We start from the raw sequence: 14,138 nt of genomic DNA on the forward strand, positions 1-14,138 counted from the left end.
CGATCGCGGCCGTGCCCGCAAGGAAGGCGCTCTAGCGCCTGACGCTAAGGGCGCGGCGATGAGAACGCCGCAGTGCGCGGCGTTCGTCTTCGCCCATGGCGCCCCAGACGCCGGACTCCTGGCCGGACTCCAGCGCCCAGCGCAGGCAGGCATCGCTGACGTCGCAGCGGCGGCAGACCTGCTTGGCCTCCTCGATCTGCAGGATCGCGGGGCCGGTGTTGCCGATGGGGAAGAAGAGCTCGGGGTCCACGTCACGGCAGGCTGCGCGGTGGCGCCAGTCCATGCGGTCCACTCCTTCGTCAGGTGGTGGAGTTGCTCCACTCTTGTGAACGGGTTCACATGTCGCGAACGCCCGGGGTGGCTGTGGCCAGGTCCAGGGATTGTTGTTCGGCGGCGCCGCGAGCAGGTGACCGGCGGCGTTGGGGTCCCTGTCGGCTGGCGCACTTTGAGCGTTTCAGGAGGGTGCGGGCAGACGCAAGACCTTTGAGAAAGGATTCTCAAAGTATGGGTGTCGCATGTGTCACACCCATCGGTCGGGCGTGTTACTTGGCTCTCACATGCGGGCTCGCGCGCCTCAAATGACGATGCGGATCGCCTTCGGCACGGAGCGGAACGTGACCGTCCGGTGCTCTCCCAGGTAGTCGCCGTCCAGCTGGAACGCCACGGGACGGTCCGCGCACACCGTGACCTCGGCCTCGTCGTGCAGGTTCAGCGCGTGCCGCCCCTGAACGGGATACGCCCGCGGGGCCAGCATCCGGGCCAGCGCCCCCAGCGTCGCGCCGACTTCCAGGGAACGCATCCCGAACACGTCCAGGCCGCGGGAGAAGTTCGCCTTCGGACTCGGATTCACCGGCACCCGCCCCATGAAAGTCCACGGAGACGTATTGGAGATGAACGCCAGGAACAGCCCCGATTTCGGCGGCCGTCCGGGCTGTTCCAAAGTGAGCGCCGGATGGCGCCGATCGGTGCCGGAGAAGAAATGCCGGATCGCGGTCCGCACATACAGCGACGGGTCCGCCCGGAAGCCCGCCTCGCGGCGCCGCTCCACCTCCCGCACGACCTCCGCGTCCAGCCCCACTCCCGCACAGAACGTGAAGTACCGCTCGGGGGCCCCGGGATGGGAGGCCGTGCCGAGCCCGACCGTCCGGTACCGGCCCGCCCGCAGCGCCTCCAGCACCGACCGCGTCGCGCCGATCGGGTCGTCCGGAAGGCCGAGCGCGCGGGCGAACACGTTCGCGCTCCCGCACGGCAGCACCGCCAGCGCGGGCAGATCGGGGGACGGGCCGTTCGCCAGCAGCCCGTTGACGGCCTCGTTCACCGTCCCGTCCCCGCCGAGGGCGATCACGACGTCGTAGCCCTCGACGGCGGCCTGCCGGGCCAGCTCCGTCGCGTGGCCGCGGTGGCCGGTCTCGGCGAGGACGAGGTCGAGATCGCCGGTGAAGGCCCGCACGAGGATGTCGCGGGCCCGCCGGGAGGTGGAGGTCGCCTTGGGGTTGGCGATGAGCATGGCGCGCACGGCGTCAGGGTATCGAGCGTTCCGGATGCGTTCGCCCGCCGTTTCCCCTGGGGGCGGGCCGCAGAACGGGGCGAGTAGGGTTTCGGGGTGTGACCAAGCGTCCCTTCACCGTGCAGGCCGCCGCCGCCCTCCAGGCCGCGGAGGGCGCCGCCGCCGTCGGATTCGGCGTCTTCACCGGCGTCGAGACGGCCGCCGGCTCCGCCGTCGACCCGGCCAGCGCGATCGGGGTCACCGTCCTGGCCCTCGCCGGCGGCCTCGGCATGCTCGGCTGCGCGCGCGGGCTGCTGCGCGCCGCCCAGTGGAGCCGCGCCCCCACGGTCCTGACCCAGCTGTTCGCCCTGCCGATCGCCTGGTCACTGTGGCAGAGCGACCGGCTCGCGATCGCCGTCCCGCTGGGCGTGGTCGCGGTCCTCGCGCTGATCGCCGCCCTCAGCCCGCCGAGCACCGCCTGGCTCATCGAGGACCACGACGAGGACGACGAGGACGCGCCGAAGGACCCCGAGCCCACCGCACCGGCCAAGACGGCCGGCGCCCCGCCGGCCGCGGAGCCGCGCTCCCTCGGCCGGCGCCTCAAAGACCGCCTGAACGAACAGCCCACCAAGAACGGCAAGGGCTGACGAACGCCGAAAGGGCCCTGAGGACACGTCCTCGGGGCCCTTTCGGCTCACCATCGCTACTCGTCGGCGGTCAGGCCGTCGCGGAGCTGCGCGAGGGTCCGCGCCAGCAGCCGGGACACGTGCATCTGGGAGATGCCGAGCTCCGCCGCGATCTGCGACTGCGTCATGTTGCCGAAGAAGCGCAGCAGAAGGATCTTCTTCTCGCGCGCCGGAAGCTTCTCCAGCAGCGGCTTGAGGGACTCACGGTACTCCACGCCCTCCAGCGACTCGTCCACCATGCCGAGCGAGTCCGCCACCGCCGGGGCGTCCTCGTCGCCGGAGTCGGGCGCGTCGAGGGACACCGTGGAATAGGCGTTCGCCGACTCCAGCCCCTCCAGCACCTCCTCCTCGGTCATCTGCAGGTGAGCCGCCAGCTCGCTCACGGTCGGGGCGCGGCCCTCCCGCTGGGCGAGATCACTGATCGCCTTCGTCAGCGACAGCTTCAGCTCCTGCAGCCGGCGCGGTACGCGCACCGCCCAGCCCTTGTCGCGGAAGTGCCGCTTGATCTCACCGACGATCGTCGGCGTGGCGTAGGTGGAGAACTCCACCCCGCGCTCCAGGTCGAACCGGTCGATCGACTTGATCAACCCGATCGTGGCGACCTGGATCAGGTCGTCCAGCCACTCCCCGCGGTTGCGGAAGCGCCGGGCGAGATACTCCACCAGCGGCAGATGCAGCTCCACGAGCTGGTCGCGGATGCGCTGGCGCTCCGGGTCGCCCTCCGGCAGCTCGGTGAGACGCTCGAACAGCGCGCGCGCCCGGGCCCGGTCCGGCACGGCGCTGCTGTCAGAACGCTCGGTGCTCGCCGCGGCGACCGTCGTCTGCTCCGTCGTCGTCTTCTCCGTCACGGGGCCCCCGCCGCACCGCGACGCTTCTGCAGCGTCACGGTGACCCGGTCGTCGGAGCCCACCCGGGCGTCGACCTCGCCCGCCAAGGACGACAGCACCGTCCAGGCGAACGTGTCGCGGCTCGGCTCCTCACCGTCCATCGTCAGGACCGACACGGAGATGCGCATCGCCTCCCCGGTCAGCTCGAACTCGCACGTCAGGTCGGTGCCGGGCACCGCCTGAGCGAGCAGCATCGCGCACGCCTCGTCAACGGCTATGCGCAGGTCTTCTATCTCGTCCAGCGTGAAGTCCAACCTGGCCGCCAGGCCCGCGGTCGCGGTCCGCAGCACGGACAGGTAGGCGCTCGCGGCAGGCAGCTTCACCGTGACCACGTCACGGACGGACAACTTCGTACTGGCCGGCATTGCAGCGGTTTCCTTGGTCACGTCACTCCCTCGCAGGATGGTCCCGCTGCCTTCGAAACTACCGCCTACGAGCCGTGCATCGAGACTTCGGCGCGCTGTGTTTATTTGCGTTGCGTTGGGTTGGGGCGCCTGGGGCGCCCCAACCCAACGCAACGCGTGCGATCGCTGGCATCGCTTCGACTCGCCTTGCGGCTCGCTGCGCGATCAGTTTCTTGCTTCGCTCGAAACTGCCTTCGGACGCGATCGCGACAGTGGCCCCTGGTCCGGGGTGCTGTGGTGGCGGGTGATGTGTGCGGAGCGGGGGGTGCCGGTGGGGTGGGGATGTGGGGGTCTAGTGCGGGTTGTGGGGGGTGCTGGCGCGCTTCGGCTCGCCTTGCGGCTCGCTTCGCGGGTGGCTCTCGCTTCGCTCGTGCCGTGGGTGGGGTGGGTGCGGAATGTGGGGGGTGTTGGGGCGCTTCGGCTCGCCTTGCGGCTCGCTTCGCGGGTGGCCCTTGCTTCGCTCGTGCCGTGGGTGGGGTGGGTGCGGGTTGTGGGGGGTGCTGGGGCGCTTCGGCTCGCCTTGCGGCTCGCTTCGCGGGTGGCCCTTGCTTCGCTCGTGCCGTGGGTGGGGTGGGTGCGGGTTGTGGGGGGTGTTGGGGCGCTTCGGCTCGCCTTGCGGCTCGCTTCGCGGGTGGCTCTCGCTTCGCTCGTGCCGTGGGTGGAGATGGCGCGGGGTGTGAGGGGTGTGGCGCTTCGGCTGGGCTTGGGTCCTGCTGGGCGGGTCAGGGTTTTGCTGGGAGTAGGGCGCCCTGGTGCGTTATTACCTCGGCGGCCAGGGTGGTGGCGGTTCTGGCTGCTTGTTCGGGGGGTGCGCCGGTCAGGCGGGTGGCCAGGTAGGCGCCGTTGAAGGCGTCGCCTGCGGCTGTGGTGTCGATCACTTGCACGTGGGGGACGGCGGGGATCTGGATGGTCGTCGTTGGGTCGGCGATCACGCAGCCTTGGGCGCCCTGCTTGACGGCGATCTCGGTCACTCCGGCTCTTCTCAGGCGTCTGATCGTGTCGGCCGGGGTCCTGTCGCCGAAGACGGCCTGGTCGTCGGCGAGAGTGGGGAGGGCTATGTCCGTCCTGGTCAGGACGGTGGACATGGCTTCGGCCGCGGCCGTGGGGGAGGGCCAGCCGGCTGGGCGGTAGTTGGTGTCGAAGGCCACTCGGCCGCCGCGGCGGCGGGTCTCGTCCAGGACGGTGAGGAGCCTCGCGCGGGCGGGGGCGTCCAGGATCGACAGCGTGATGCCGGAGAGGTAGACGAGGTCGTGGCCGGCGATCGCGTCGTCGATCTCTGGGGAGTGGGCGGGGCCGAACAGGCCGCGGGCCGCCGACTGGGATCGGTAGTAGTGGAACGTCCGCTCGCCGGCCTCGTCGGTGCGGATGAGGTAGAGGCCGGCCTGGCCGCCGGGGACGGTGCGGGTGTGGTCGGAGCCCACGCCGTGAGCGGTCCAGGATTCGCGCATCAGCGTGCTGTAGGGGTCGTCGCCGATGAGGGTGACGAACTGGACGTCGGCCGTGCCGGGGGCGGCGGTGCGGGCCAGGTACGCGGCGACGTTGAAGGTGTCGCCGGCGTAGCCGACGGCCAGGCGGTCGGGGGCGAGATGGCTCAGTTCGATCATGCATTCGCCGATCAGGGCGATCCGGTTCCGCATGGCGGGCACGATACATCTAGACAACAAGTGATCTGATGACTAAGACTTCGGGTGTCGCGCTTCATCGAGAAGGGACGCCCATGCACGCCGATCCGCTGCGAGGTTACGACGAGGACGGGTACGCGATCTTCCGGAACGTGCTGGATCCGGAGCTCGTGGCCGAGGCGGACGCGCACGTCCGCTGGTTGGAGGCCCGTTATCCCGACCGGACCGGCGAGGAGCTCTCCACCGAGCTGGTCGCCAAGGATCCCTTCTGGGTGCGGCTGGTCTCCGATGAGCGGCTTCTCGACGTCGCCGAGCGGTTCATCGGGCCTGACATCGCCCTTTTCGCGTCCGCCTACATCTCCAAGCCGCCCTTCACCGGCAAGGCTGTGCTGTGGCACCAGGATGGGGCGTTCTGGCCGCTCGAACCGATGCGCGTGGTGACGCTGTGGCTCGCCATCGACCGGTCGACGCCGGCGAACGGGTGCCTCCGGGTCATTCCCGGGAGCCACAAGGAGGTCCTGCACGAGGTGCGGGAGCGGGAGGACGCGGAGGCCGTCTTCGGGGTGGAGAGCGCCGTGGGCGTGGACGAGTCGCGCGCCGTGGACCTCGTCCTCGAACCCGGCGACGTCGAGGTCCACCACCCGAACATCATGCACGGCAGCAACGCGAACGAGTCGCCCCACCGGCGGTGCGGGCTGACCATCCGGTACATCCCGACCTCGACGCGGATCACCGAGGAGCCGCTGCCGTTCCCGTCCGCGCTGCTGCTGCGCGGCGACCCGGGCGTGAACGAGTACCAGCCGCGGCCCCGGTACGCGGCGGGGGAGCACTTCGCGTTCGGCGGCGCGGAGAACTGGAGCTGATGCGGCGGCATCGGCCGTCCCGCAACTGGGGCGCCCGGATCCACGAGATCACCTGGGCCGGGGTCGAGGCCGTGGTCCTGGAGAACGAGCTGCTCCGGGTCACCGTCCTGGTGGGCAAGGGCGGTGACGTCGCCGAGTTCTGCTACAAGCCGCGCGACATGGACTTCGTGTGGCTGTCGCCCGATGGATTGCGTGATCCCCGTGATGTGGCGGGGGGCGCGGGCGACGATGTCGCGCTGTTCCTCGACGGTTACGAGGGTGGCTGGCAGGAGGTCCTGCCCAACGGGGGCGGGCCCAGCACTTATCGGGGGGCGGCGTTCGCGCAGCACGGGGAGGTGGCCGGGCTGCCGTGGGATTCCGAGATCGTGGTCGACGAGGCCCGGGAGGTCGCCGTCCGGCTCACCGTCCGGGGGCGGCGCATGCCGCTGCGGGTGGCCAAGACGCTCCGGCTGAGGGCGGGAGAGGCCGAGCTCGTCATCGAGGAAGAGCTGGTCAACGAGTCCGGGGTGGCGCTGGAGGCGATGTGGGGGCACCACATCGTTTTCGGGGCGCCCTTCCTGCGGCCCGGGCACCGGATCAGGCTGGGCGCGGGTGCCCGGGTGGTCCCGCACGAGACGGCGATCGGCCCCGGTGGGCGGCGGGTGAGGGGCGGCGGGCCGCATGCCTGGCCGCGTGTCCCGGCCGACGGGGGCGGGGTCGTTGATCTTGATGTCGTACCCGGCGCCGGGGTGCCCAGTGAGATCGTCTACCTCACCGGGCTGGAGGAGGGGCGTTACGAGGTCGTCGATCCGGCCGGGTTCGGGATGCGGGTGCGCTGGGACGTGGACGTCCTGCCGCATCTGTGGCTGTGGCAGGAGTTCGGGGCGACCACCGGGCATCCCTGGTGGGGCCGCGCGTACGTGATGGGCTTGGAGCCGTTCGCCGGATATCCGACGGACGGGCTGGCCGCCGCCGTCGCGAACGGCACCGCGCTGACGTTGGAACCGCACGCGCGGCGGAGCCTGTGGCTGCGAGCGGCGGTCATCGAGGAGGGCACGTGAGGGAGTTCGAGGGCAAGGTCGCCGTCGTGACCGGGGGGTCGCTGGGGATCGGCCGGGCCGTGGTGGAGCGGCTCGCGCGCGACGGCGCCGCCGTGGTGTTCTGCGGCATCGGCGAGGACGAGGTCCGGCGGGCGGAGGACGAGCTGCGGGGTGCGGGACTGGAGGTCGCCGGCGCCGTCGCCGACGTGACCGACGCCGCGCGGATGGACGGGCTGGTCGGGGAGGCCGTGTCCCGGCACGGCGGCCTGGACGTGCTGGTGACGTGCGCGGGCGTGCAGCGGTACGGGACGGTCGAGGAGACGTCCGAGGAGCTGTGGGACGAGGTGCTCGGCGTCAACGTCAAGGGCGTGTTCCTCGCCTGCCGCGCCGCCGTGCCCGAACTGCGGCGCCGGGGCGGCGGGACGATCGTCACGGTGTCGTCGGTGCAGGCGTTCGTGTCGCAGGACCGGGTGGCCGCCTACAGCGCCAGCAAGGCCGCGATCAACGCGCTGACGCGGGCGGTGGCGCTGGATCACGCGGCGGACGGCATCCGCGCGAACGTGGTGTGCCCGGGGTCGGTCGACACGCCCATGCTGCGCTGGGCCGCCGACCTGTTCCGCGGGACGAAGGGGCAGGACGCGCAGGTCGCCGAGTGGGGGCGTGCGCACCCGCTCGGGAGGGTCGCGGCGGCCGCGGAGGTCGCCGAGGTCGTGGCGTTCCTCGCCGGGCCCCGCTCGTCGTTCGTGACCGGAGCCGAGCACCGGGTGGACGGCGGCCTGCTGGCCCGCAATCCGGCGGCACTTCCGGAAATCTCCTGAAAGATCTAGACACCAAGTCATTTGATGACTCAAAATGTGGGGCGCACGAGCAGCGTGTGATCGTGACCTCGCGGAGGTTTCCATGCAGGCGTCCGTCCCCCCCTCCTCCTTCTCTTCCGATCGGCCCTCACCCGTTCGCGGGGGTCGGCGCCGCCGCGCCGGTGTTCTCGCGTCCGTCCTGCTGCTCGTGTCGGCGCCCGCCGTGCCGGCGGGCGCCGACACCCACGGCCACGGCCCCGGCAAGGGGAAGGGCAAGGGCCACGGCCGCGAGGCCGCCGGGCCCACGTGCTCCGGGCACGCTGCGCCGACCTTCGGCACGGCCTCGCAGAACGCCGCTCTCAACGGCAAGTTCACGTCCTACGGCAACAGCAACACGCTTCTGGACGACTGGACCGGCGCTGACACCACGTACTCGCTGAAGCTCTCGGACGGGCGCATCGTCTACGCCTACTCCGACACCTTCCTCGGCAAGGTCAACGCGGACGGGTCGCGGCCGGTCGTCGTCGAGGAGGGCGGGACGACGCCGTTCATCAACAACTCGTTCGTCGTCCAGGGCACGGGCGGCGGGCTCACCACCGTGCACGGCGGGACGGCCGCCGCCCCCAAGGCGGTCATGCCGCCCGCGCAGCCGGCCCACTGGTACTGGGCGGGCGACCTCACCCAGAGCGGGTCGGAGGTGCAGCAGCTCTACCGCGAGTACTACGACCCCGACCCTGACAACGGCACCGGGTGGGACATGAAGTTCAAGGACAACGTCCTCGCCCGGTTCTCCAGCGGGAACCTGGCCGCGCCGACCGTCCAGGCGATGCCCTCGGCGTCGGGCGTTCAGTGGGGGTCGGCGCTGCTCAGGGACGGCGGCTACACCTACGTCTACGGCACCGAGGACTACACCGACCCCCAGACGCAGGTGAACACCAAGTACCTGCGCGTCGCGCGGGTCAGCGGCACGGACCTGCGGGGCGCCTGGCAGTACCGCACGGCGAGCGGCTGGTCTGCGGCGGAGACGGACTCGGTGCGGCTGATGAGCGGGGTGTCGAACGAGTTCAGCGTCACCAAGCGCGGCTCGCACTACGTCATGGTCAACCAGGACGCGAGCATCGCGTTCGGCGGCGAGATCGACGTCCTGCTGTCGTGCTCGGCGGCCGGGCCGTTCAGCGGCGAGCAGACCGTCTACCAGACGCCCGAGACCGGGCCCCTCGGCTCCTACGGCGACCCGGACATCTTCACCTACAACGCCCACCAGCACGCGGCGCTCTCGTCCAGCGGCAGCCTGGTGATCTCCTACAACGTCAACAGCATGGACACGACCGACGGCCCGACGAACGACAACTACCGGGACGTCGGGATCTACCGGGCGCGCTACATCAACCTGCCGGTCACCGGCTAGTCCAGGCCGCGGCACCGTCGTCCCGTCCACGGCGGTACCGCTTCCCGCGCCCCCGGGTGACCTCCCGCCCGGGGGCGCGTCCCGTCCGTCCCTTCGGAGGTGCCGACCATGCCCCTCGACGCCGAACTCGCCGCCGCGCTCGACGGCATGCCCTACGTCGGGCTCGCGGACCCCGTCCGGGCCCGCGCGGCCATGAACGACCTGGTCCGCGCCCTCGCCCGGCCCGTGGGCGACGAGAGGGTGGTCGTCGAGGACCGGATCCTTCCCGGTTCGGTGCCCGTGCGGATCTACCGGCCGCGCGCGACGCCGGCGCCCGTGCTCGTGTACTTCCACGGTGGCGGATTCGTGACCGGTGGGCTGGAGAACGAGCACGAGCGCTGTCTGGAATTCGCCGGTGAGGACGGGATCGCGGTCGTCTCGGTCGACTACCGGCTCGCGCCCGAGCACCCCTTTCCGGCCGGGTTCGACGACTGCCATGCCGCGACCGTGTGGGCCTGGGAGCACGCGGGCGAGTTCGGTGGCGACCCGGAACGGGTCGCGGTCGGGGGCGGAAGCGCCGGCGGCGCGCTGGCCGCCGCCGTGGCGCTGCGGGCGCGGGACGAGGGCGGGCCGCCGCTGGTGTTCCAGATGCTCCTCTACCCCGTCCTGGACGACCGGATGGCCACGCCGTCGATGCGGACGTTCACCGAGCCGCCGCTGTTCAACAGCGGCGACGTGCGGCACATGTGGCGCCACTACCTCGGCGGGCGGACGGACGTCCCCGCCTACGCCGCGCCCGCGCGGGCCGAGGACCTGAGCGGCCTGCCGCGCGCCTACGTGCTCGTCCCCGAGCACGACCCGCTGCGGGACGAGGGGCTCGCCTACGCGCACCGGCTGATCGTCTCCGGGGTTCCCACGGAGCTGCACCATGTGCCGGGCGCCTGCCACGGTTTCGACGGCATCATGTCGGCGCGGCTGGGGCGGCTCGCGTTCGAGGAGGAGCGCGCCGTACTGCGGCGATGTCTCTCCGGGAGGGTGGACACGCCAATCGCTAAGTGATTAGATGACTTTACTTCTTTGGGAACGAGGTGGCGATGTCACAGGATGTGGCCCGGCCGAGCCTGGCGGACGCCCTCACGGAGCGCATGCTGGACCTGATCAGGGCCGGCGGCCTGCAGGCCGGCGACCGGCTGCCGTCCGCGCGGGAGCTGTCCCAGCGCTTCGCGGTGACGACGCCGACGCTGCGGGAGGCGCTGCGCCGCCTGGAGGCGACCGGCGCGATCCAGCTCCGGCACGGCTCGGGCATCTATGTGGGCGCCGACCTCGAACGCGTGGTCATCCCCAACCCCAACGTCCGGGAGCTGGAGGCCGACCGGCTGCTCCAGCTGCTGGACGCGCGGCTGCTCATCGAGCCGCCGCTGGCCGGACGGGCGGCGCGGCGGTCGCGGCCCGCCGACATCGAGCTGCTCCGGGCCCTCCTCGACCAGGCGGGCGCGGACCTCGGCTCGGACGCGCAGGAGGCGGAGACCCGCCTGCACAAGGCGAACATGGCCTTCCACCGGGAGGTCGCCGGCGTCGCGGGCAATTCTGTACTCTGCGAGGTCATCGACTCCCTGCTGTCGGTGCACGCCTCCGAGCAGCGCGCGATACAGCGGATCTTCGACGACCGCGTCCGCGACTTCGACGAGCACACCGCGATCCTCGCCGCCATCGAGGCCGGCGCGGAGCGGGACGCCGAGTCCCTCATGCGGTCCCATCTCGCCGACGTCAAACACGTGATCGAGCAGCGGCTCGCCTGAGCGGGCCGTCCCCCCGCCGCCGGCGCCAGCGCCGCGCGGCCGGTTCACCCTTCTCCGATTCCATCCTTCGACCACCCCGATCGGGCATCGCCGCCCGATGAAGGAGGCTCACCATGGTGCCGTCCAAACGACTCCAGGTGACCGCGCTCACCGTGGGCGCGCTGCTGCTCGCCGCCGGCTGCGGGTCCGGCGACTCGGGCGGGAGCAAGTCCGAACTCAAGCTCTACAACGACAAGGGCGCATGGAAGCCCTTCTTCGAGCAGATGGGCGCGCTCGGCAAGCAGCAGACCGGCCTGGACATGACGCCGGTCGGCTACACCGACGAACCGACCTACACGGCGTTCATCAAGACCTCGTTCCGCACGAACGTCAAGCCCGACCTGTTCACCTGGACGACCGGCGGGCGCCTGGAAGAGATCGTCAAGCAGAACCAGGTCGCCGAGACCACGAAGATCTGGCAGGACGCCATCGCCGGCGGCGACCTCACCGAGGACCTGAAGAAGTACTACACCGTCGGCGGCAAGCAGTACTGCGTCCCGCTGAACACCGCCTACTGGGGCATGTTCTACAACAAGAAGATCTTCGACAAGTACGACCTGAAGCCGCCCACGACGTGGGCGGAGCTGGAGAAGACGGCGCAGACGCTGAAGTCGAAGGGCCAGGTGCCCTTCAACCAGACCACCCCGACGTCGCTGTTCTCCTTCGCCTGGTTCGAGCAGATCCTCGCCGGCACCGACCCCGACCTGTACGAGCGGCTGTCGAAGGGCCAGGCGTCCTACACCGACCCCGGCGTCGTGAAGGCGATGGAGCGCTGGAAGTCGATGATCGACGCCGGGTGGTTCAGCAAGCCGGGCGACAAGGCCGACCCCGCCGACCACTTCAAGTCCGGCGACGCGGCCATGGTCATCAACGGCACCTGGTTCAACACGAGCATGACCCAGCGCGGCCTCAAGCAGGGCGAGGACTACGGGTTCTTCTTCGTCCCGAACGTGGACCCGGCGCTGCCCAAGCGGTCGCTGGTGTTCGAGAGCGGCCCGCTGTGCTCGCTGCGCAAGGCCCCCGACGCGGCCGCCAGCACCAAGTACCTCAAGTGGTGGGTCACGCCCGCCGCGCAGGAGAAGTGGGCGAACGCGCGCGGCGACGTGTCCGGCAACCCGAAGGTCAAGGTCGCCGACCCCGAGCTGGACAAGGTCACCAAGGAGGCCGCGTCGGGCGGCAACCGCCTCGTCCTGCGCTACTTCGAGGCGGCGCCGGCGCCCGTGCTCACCGAGGCCCTGAGCGGCTTCGACAAGTTCCTCAACAAGCCGGAGACCTACATGGACGTGCTCAAGAGCATCCAGAAGGTCAACGAGACCTACTGGAAGTCGCACTGATCCATGGGCACGCACAAGGCCACCGCCGACCGTCCCAAGCTGACGGTGGTGCCCCCCGCGGGCGGCGGGCGCCGCAGGGGGGCCGGCGCCCGCCCCGGCAAGGGGTTCGCGCTGCACGGCCGGTTCCGGCACGTCTACATATCGCCGGCCGTGCTGTTCGTCGCCGTCCTGCTCTATCTGCCGTTCCTGTGGACGGCGTACCTGAGCCTCACCAGCTACGACGGGCTCGCCTCACCCGAGTTCACCGGCCTGGACAACTACCGGCGGCTCCTTGAGGACGACGCGCTCGTCACCTCGATCCGCAACACGCTCCTGTGGGTCGTCGGCACCGTCGTCCTGCCGGTGGGGCTCGGCCTGCTCGTCGCCGTCCTGTCCTACGACCTCAAGCGCGGCGCGTGGTTCCGGCTGCCGTTCCTGCTCCCGTACGCCATGTCGGGCGCCGGCCTCGGCGTGATCTGGGGCTTCATCCTCCAGCCGGACGGGATGGCGAACCAGATCCTGACCCTGTTCGGGATGCCGGGCGGCGACACCGCGTTCCTGCAGGACGGCCCCCGCAACACCGTCGCCATGATCGTGGTGTGGACGTGGCAGCAGCTCGGCGTCAACATGCTGCTGTTCGTCGTCGGCCTCCAGTCGATCCCGAAGGGGCCGATCGAGGCCGCCCGCATCGACGGCGCGTCCGGATGGGCGATGTTCCGGCACGTCATCTGGCCGCTGATGCGCCCGATCACCACCGTGGTGTTCGGGCTCGCGCTCGTCGCCGGCCTGAAGAACTTCGACATCGTGTGGGTGATGACGCAGGGCGGGCCCGGACGCTCCTCCGAGACCCTCGCCGTGACCATGTACCGGGACGTGTTCGTCGCCAACGAGTACGGCTACGGGTCGGCGGTCGCGGTGCTGCTCACCACCATCACGGGCCTGGCCTCGTACGTGTACCTGCGCCGCCAGGTGAGCAGGGAGGAGATGCCGCGATGACCGGAGCGAGACTGATCCACGTGCGCCGCGCCGTACTGGCGGTGCTGGGCCTGGTGTGGCTCTTCCCCACCTACCTGATCGTCGCGAACGCGCTGCGCCCCGCCGGCGACTACGACCCGTCGGACGCGGTGAAGCCGCCGTCCTCCATCGGCCTGTTCGACAACATCGCGCAGGCCTGGGACCGGACCGCCGTCGGCGACACGCTGCTCAGCACCCTGCTGTACAGCGTCGTCTCGCCCGCGCTGGCCGTCCTGATGGGCGCGCTCGCCGGGTACGCGATCGTGGTCCTGCGGCTCAGGCACGGCTTCGCCTGGTTCGTGGTCATCTTCGCCGGGACGATCGTGCCGTTCCAGATGCTGCTGGTGCCGCTGTTCGTCGGCTACAGCAAGGTGACGCTGTACGACGACCACCTCGGGCTGATCATCATCTACTCGGCGATCAACGTGCCGCTGGCCGCGCTGGTGATGCGCAACTTCTTCGGCAACGTCGCCGTGTCGATCTTCGAGGCGGCGCGGCTGGACGGCGCGTCCACCTTCCGGATCTTCTGGCGGATCTACCTGCCGCTGTCGGCCGCGGCCCTCGCCGCGGTGTTCATCCTGGAGTTCACCTTCGTCTGGAACGACCTGCTGTTCGGCCTGACGCTCTCCCAGTCGCCGACCGTCCGTCCCGTGTGGGCCGAGCTGTCCGCGCTGACCACCGACGTCTACGCCGGGACGCCGGTACCGATCGCGCTCGCCGCCGGCCTGGTGGTCTCCCTGCCGACCGTCGCGATCTTCCTCGCCACCCAGCGCCTGTTCACCCGCGGCCTCACCCTCGCCCAGTTCTAGAAGCTCCCCGAAG

General features: G+C 70.7%; 15 protein-coding genes. 10 read left to right on the forward strand and 5 right to left on the reverse strand.

Translation table 11 applies throughout. The features are described from left to right. Window positions 1-31: 31 nt before the first annotated feature. Entirely contained in the window at window positions 32-283 is a 252-nt protein-coding gene (locus BJ999_RS10575) for a WhiB family transcriptional regulator (RefSeq protein WP_179833137.1), read from the reverse strand. A 291-nt stretch (window positions 284-574) separates the two neighbouring features. Further along, a complete protein-coding gene (locus tag BJ999_RS10580) occupies window positions 575-1,516 on the reverse strand; it encodes a diacylglycerol/lipid kinase family protein (RefSeq protein ID WP_179833138.1) in 942 nt (313 codons plus the stop codon). Between the two features lie 89 nt (window positions 1,517-1,605). On the opposite strand from BJ999_RS10580, the gene BJ999_RS10585 reads away from it, so the two are divergent. Further along, a complete protein-coding gene (locus tag BJ999_RS10585) occupies window positions 1,606-2,133 on the forward strand; it encodes a hypothetical protein (RefSeq protein ID WP_179833139.1) in 528 nt (175 codons plus the stop codon). Between the two features lie 56 nt (window positions 2,134-2,189). On the opposite strand, the gene BJ999_RS10590 is transcribed toward BJ999_RS10585, so the two are convergent. From BJ999_RS10590 to BJ999_RS10600, 3 genes are all read right to left on the reverse strand, one after another. Beyond that, window positions 2,190-2,948, reverse strand: a complete 759-nt coding sequence (locus tag BJ999_RS10590; protein ID WP_179838452.1) for an RNA polymerase sigma factor SigF — start codon at window positions 2,946-2,948, stop codon at window positions 2,190-2,192. 68 nt (window positions 2,949-3,016) lie between these two features. Further along, window positions 3,017-3,445 (reverse strand): ATP-binding protein, encoded by a 429-nt coding sequence (locus BJ999_RS10595; protein WP_179833140.1) that lies wholly within the window; start codon window positions 3,443-3,445, stop codon window positions 3,017-3,019. Window positions 3,446-4,185: 740 nt separating this feature from the next. Further along, window positions 4,186-5,100, reverse strand: coding sequence for a sugar kinase (locus BJ999_RS10600; RefSeq protein WP_179833141.1), 915 nt, complete (start codon window positions 5,098-5,100; stop codon window positions 4,186-4,188). Between the two features lie 80 nt (window positions 5,101-5,180). Here BJ999_RS10600 and BJ999_RS10605 point away from each other — a divergent pair, with 80 nt between their 5' ends. From BJ999_RS10605 to BJ999_RS10645, 9 genes are all read left to right on the forward strand, one after another. After that, window positions 5,181-5,948 (forward strand): phytanoyl-CoA dioxygenase family protein, encoded by a 768-nt coding sequence (locus BJ999_RS10605; RefSeq protein WP_179833142.1) that lies wholly within the window; start codon window positions 5,181-5,183, stop codon window positions 5,946-5,948. Next, window positions 5,948-6,988 carry a DUF4432 family protein gene (locus BJ999_RS10610; protein WP_179833143.1) on the forward strand — a complete coding sequence of 347 codons (1,041 nt, stop codon included), beginning with the start codon at window positions 5,948-5,950 and terminating at the stop codon, window positions 6,986-6,988. The genes BJ999_RS10605 and BJ999_RS10610 overlap by 1 nt, the downstream gene beginning before the upstream one ends. Further along, window positions 6,985-7,785 (forward strand): SDR family NAD(P)-dependent oxidoreductase, encoded by an 801-nt coding sequence (locus tag BJ999_RS10615; protein WP_179833144.1) that lies wholly within the window; start codon window positions 6,985-6,987, stop codon window positions 7,783-7,785. Before BJ999_RS10610 ends, BJ999_RS10615 begins: the two co-directional genes overlap by 4 nt. A gap of 187 nt (window positions 7,786-7,972) precedes the next feature. Beyond that, on the forward strand, window positions 7,973-9,172 hold the full coding sequence (locus BJ999_RS10620; RefSeq protein WP_229810484.1) for a DUF4185 domain-containing protein: 1,200 nt from the start codon (window positions 7,973-7,975) through the stop codon (window positions 9,170-9,172). A 108-nt stretch (window positions 9,173-9,280) separates the two neighbouring features. Next, on the forward strand, window positions 9,281-10,210 hold the full coding sequence (locus BJ999_RS10625; RefSeq protein WP_179833145.1) for an alpha/beta hydrolase: 930 nt from the start codon (window positions 9,281-9,283) through the stop codon (window positions 10,208-10,210). A gap of 35 nt (window positions 10,211-10,245) precedes the next feature. Further along, window positions 10,246-10,950 (forward strand): FadR/GntR family transcriptional regulator, encoded by a 705-nt coding sequence (locus BJ999_RS10630; protein ID WP_179833146.1) that lies wholly within the window; start codon window positions 10,246-10,248, stop codon window positions 10,948-10,950. Between the two features lie 113 nt (window positions 10,951-11,063). After that, on the forward strand, window positions 11,064-12,323 hold the full coding sequence (locus BJ999_RS10635; RefSeq protein WP_179833147.1) for an ABC transporter substrate-binding protein: 1,260 nt from the start codon (window positions 11,064-11,066) through the stop codon (window positions 12,321-12,323). A gap of 3 nt (window positions 12,324-12,326) precedes the next feature. Further along, window positions 12,327-13,298 (forward strand): carbohydrate ABC transporter permease, encoded by a 972-nt coding sequence (locus BJ999_RS10640; protein WP_179833148.1) that lies wholly within the window; start codon window positions 12,327-12,329, stop codon window positions 13,296-13,298. Then, on the forward strand, window positions 13,295-14,125 hold the full coding sequence (locus tag BJ999_RS10645) for a carbohydrate ABC transporter permease (RefSeq protein WP_179833149.1): 831 nt from the start codon (window positions 13,295-13,297) through the stop codon (window positions 14,123-14,125). Before BJ999_RS10640 ends, BJ999_RS10645 begins: the two co-directional genes overlap by 4 nt. The last annotated feature ends 13 nt before the right edge of the window (window positions 14,126-14,138 follow it).

Origin of the sequence: Actinomadura citrea (assembly GCF_013409045.1) — a bacterium.
In the GTDB taxonomy this organism is placed as follows: domain Bacteria; phylum Actinomycetota; class Actinomycetes; order Streptosporangiales; family Streptosporangiaceae; genus Spirillospora; species Spirillospora citrea.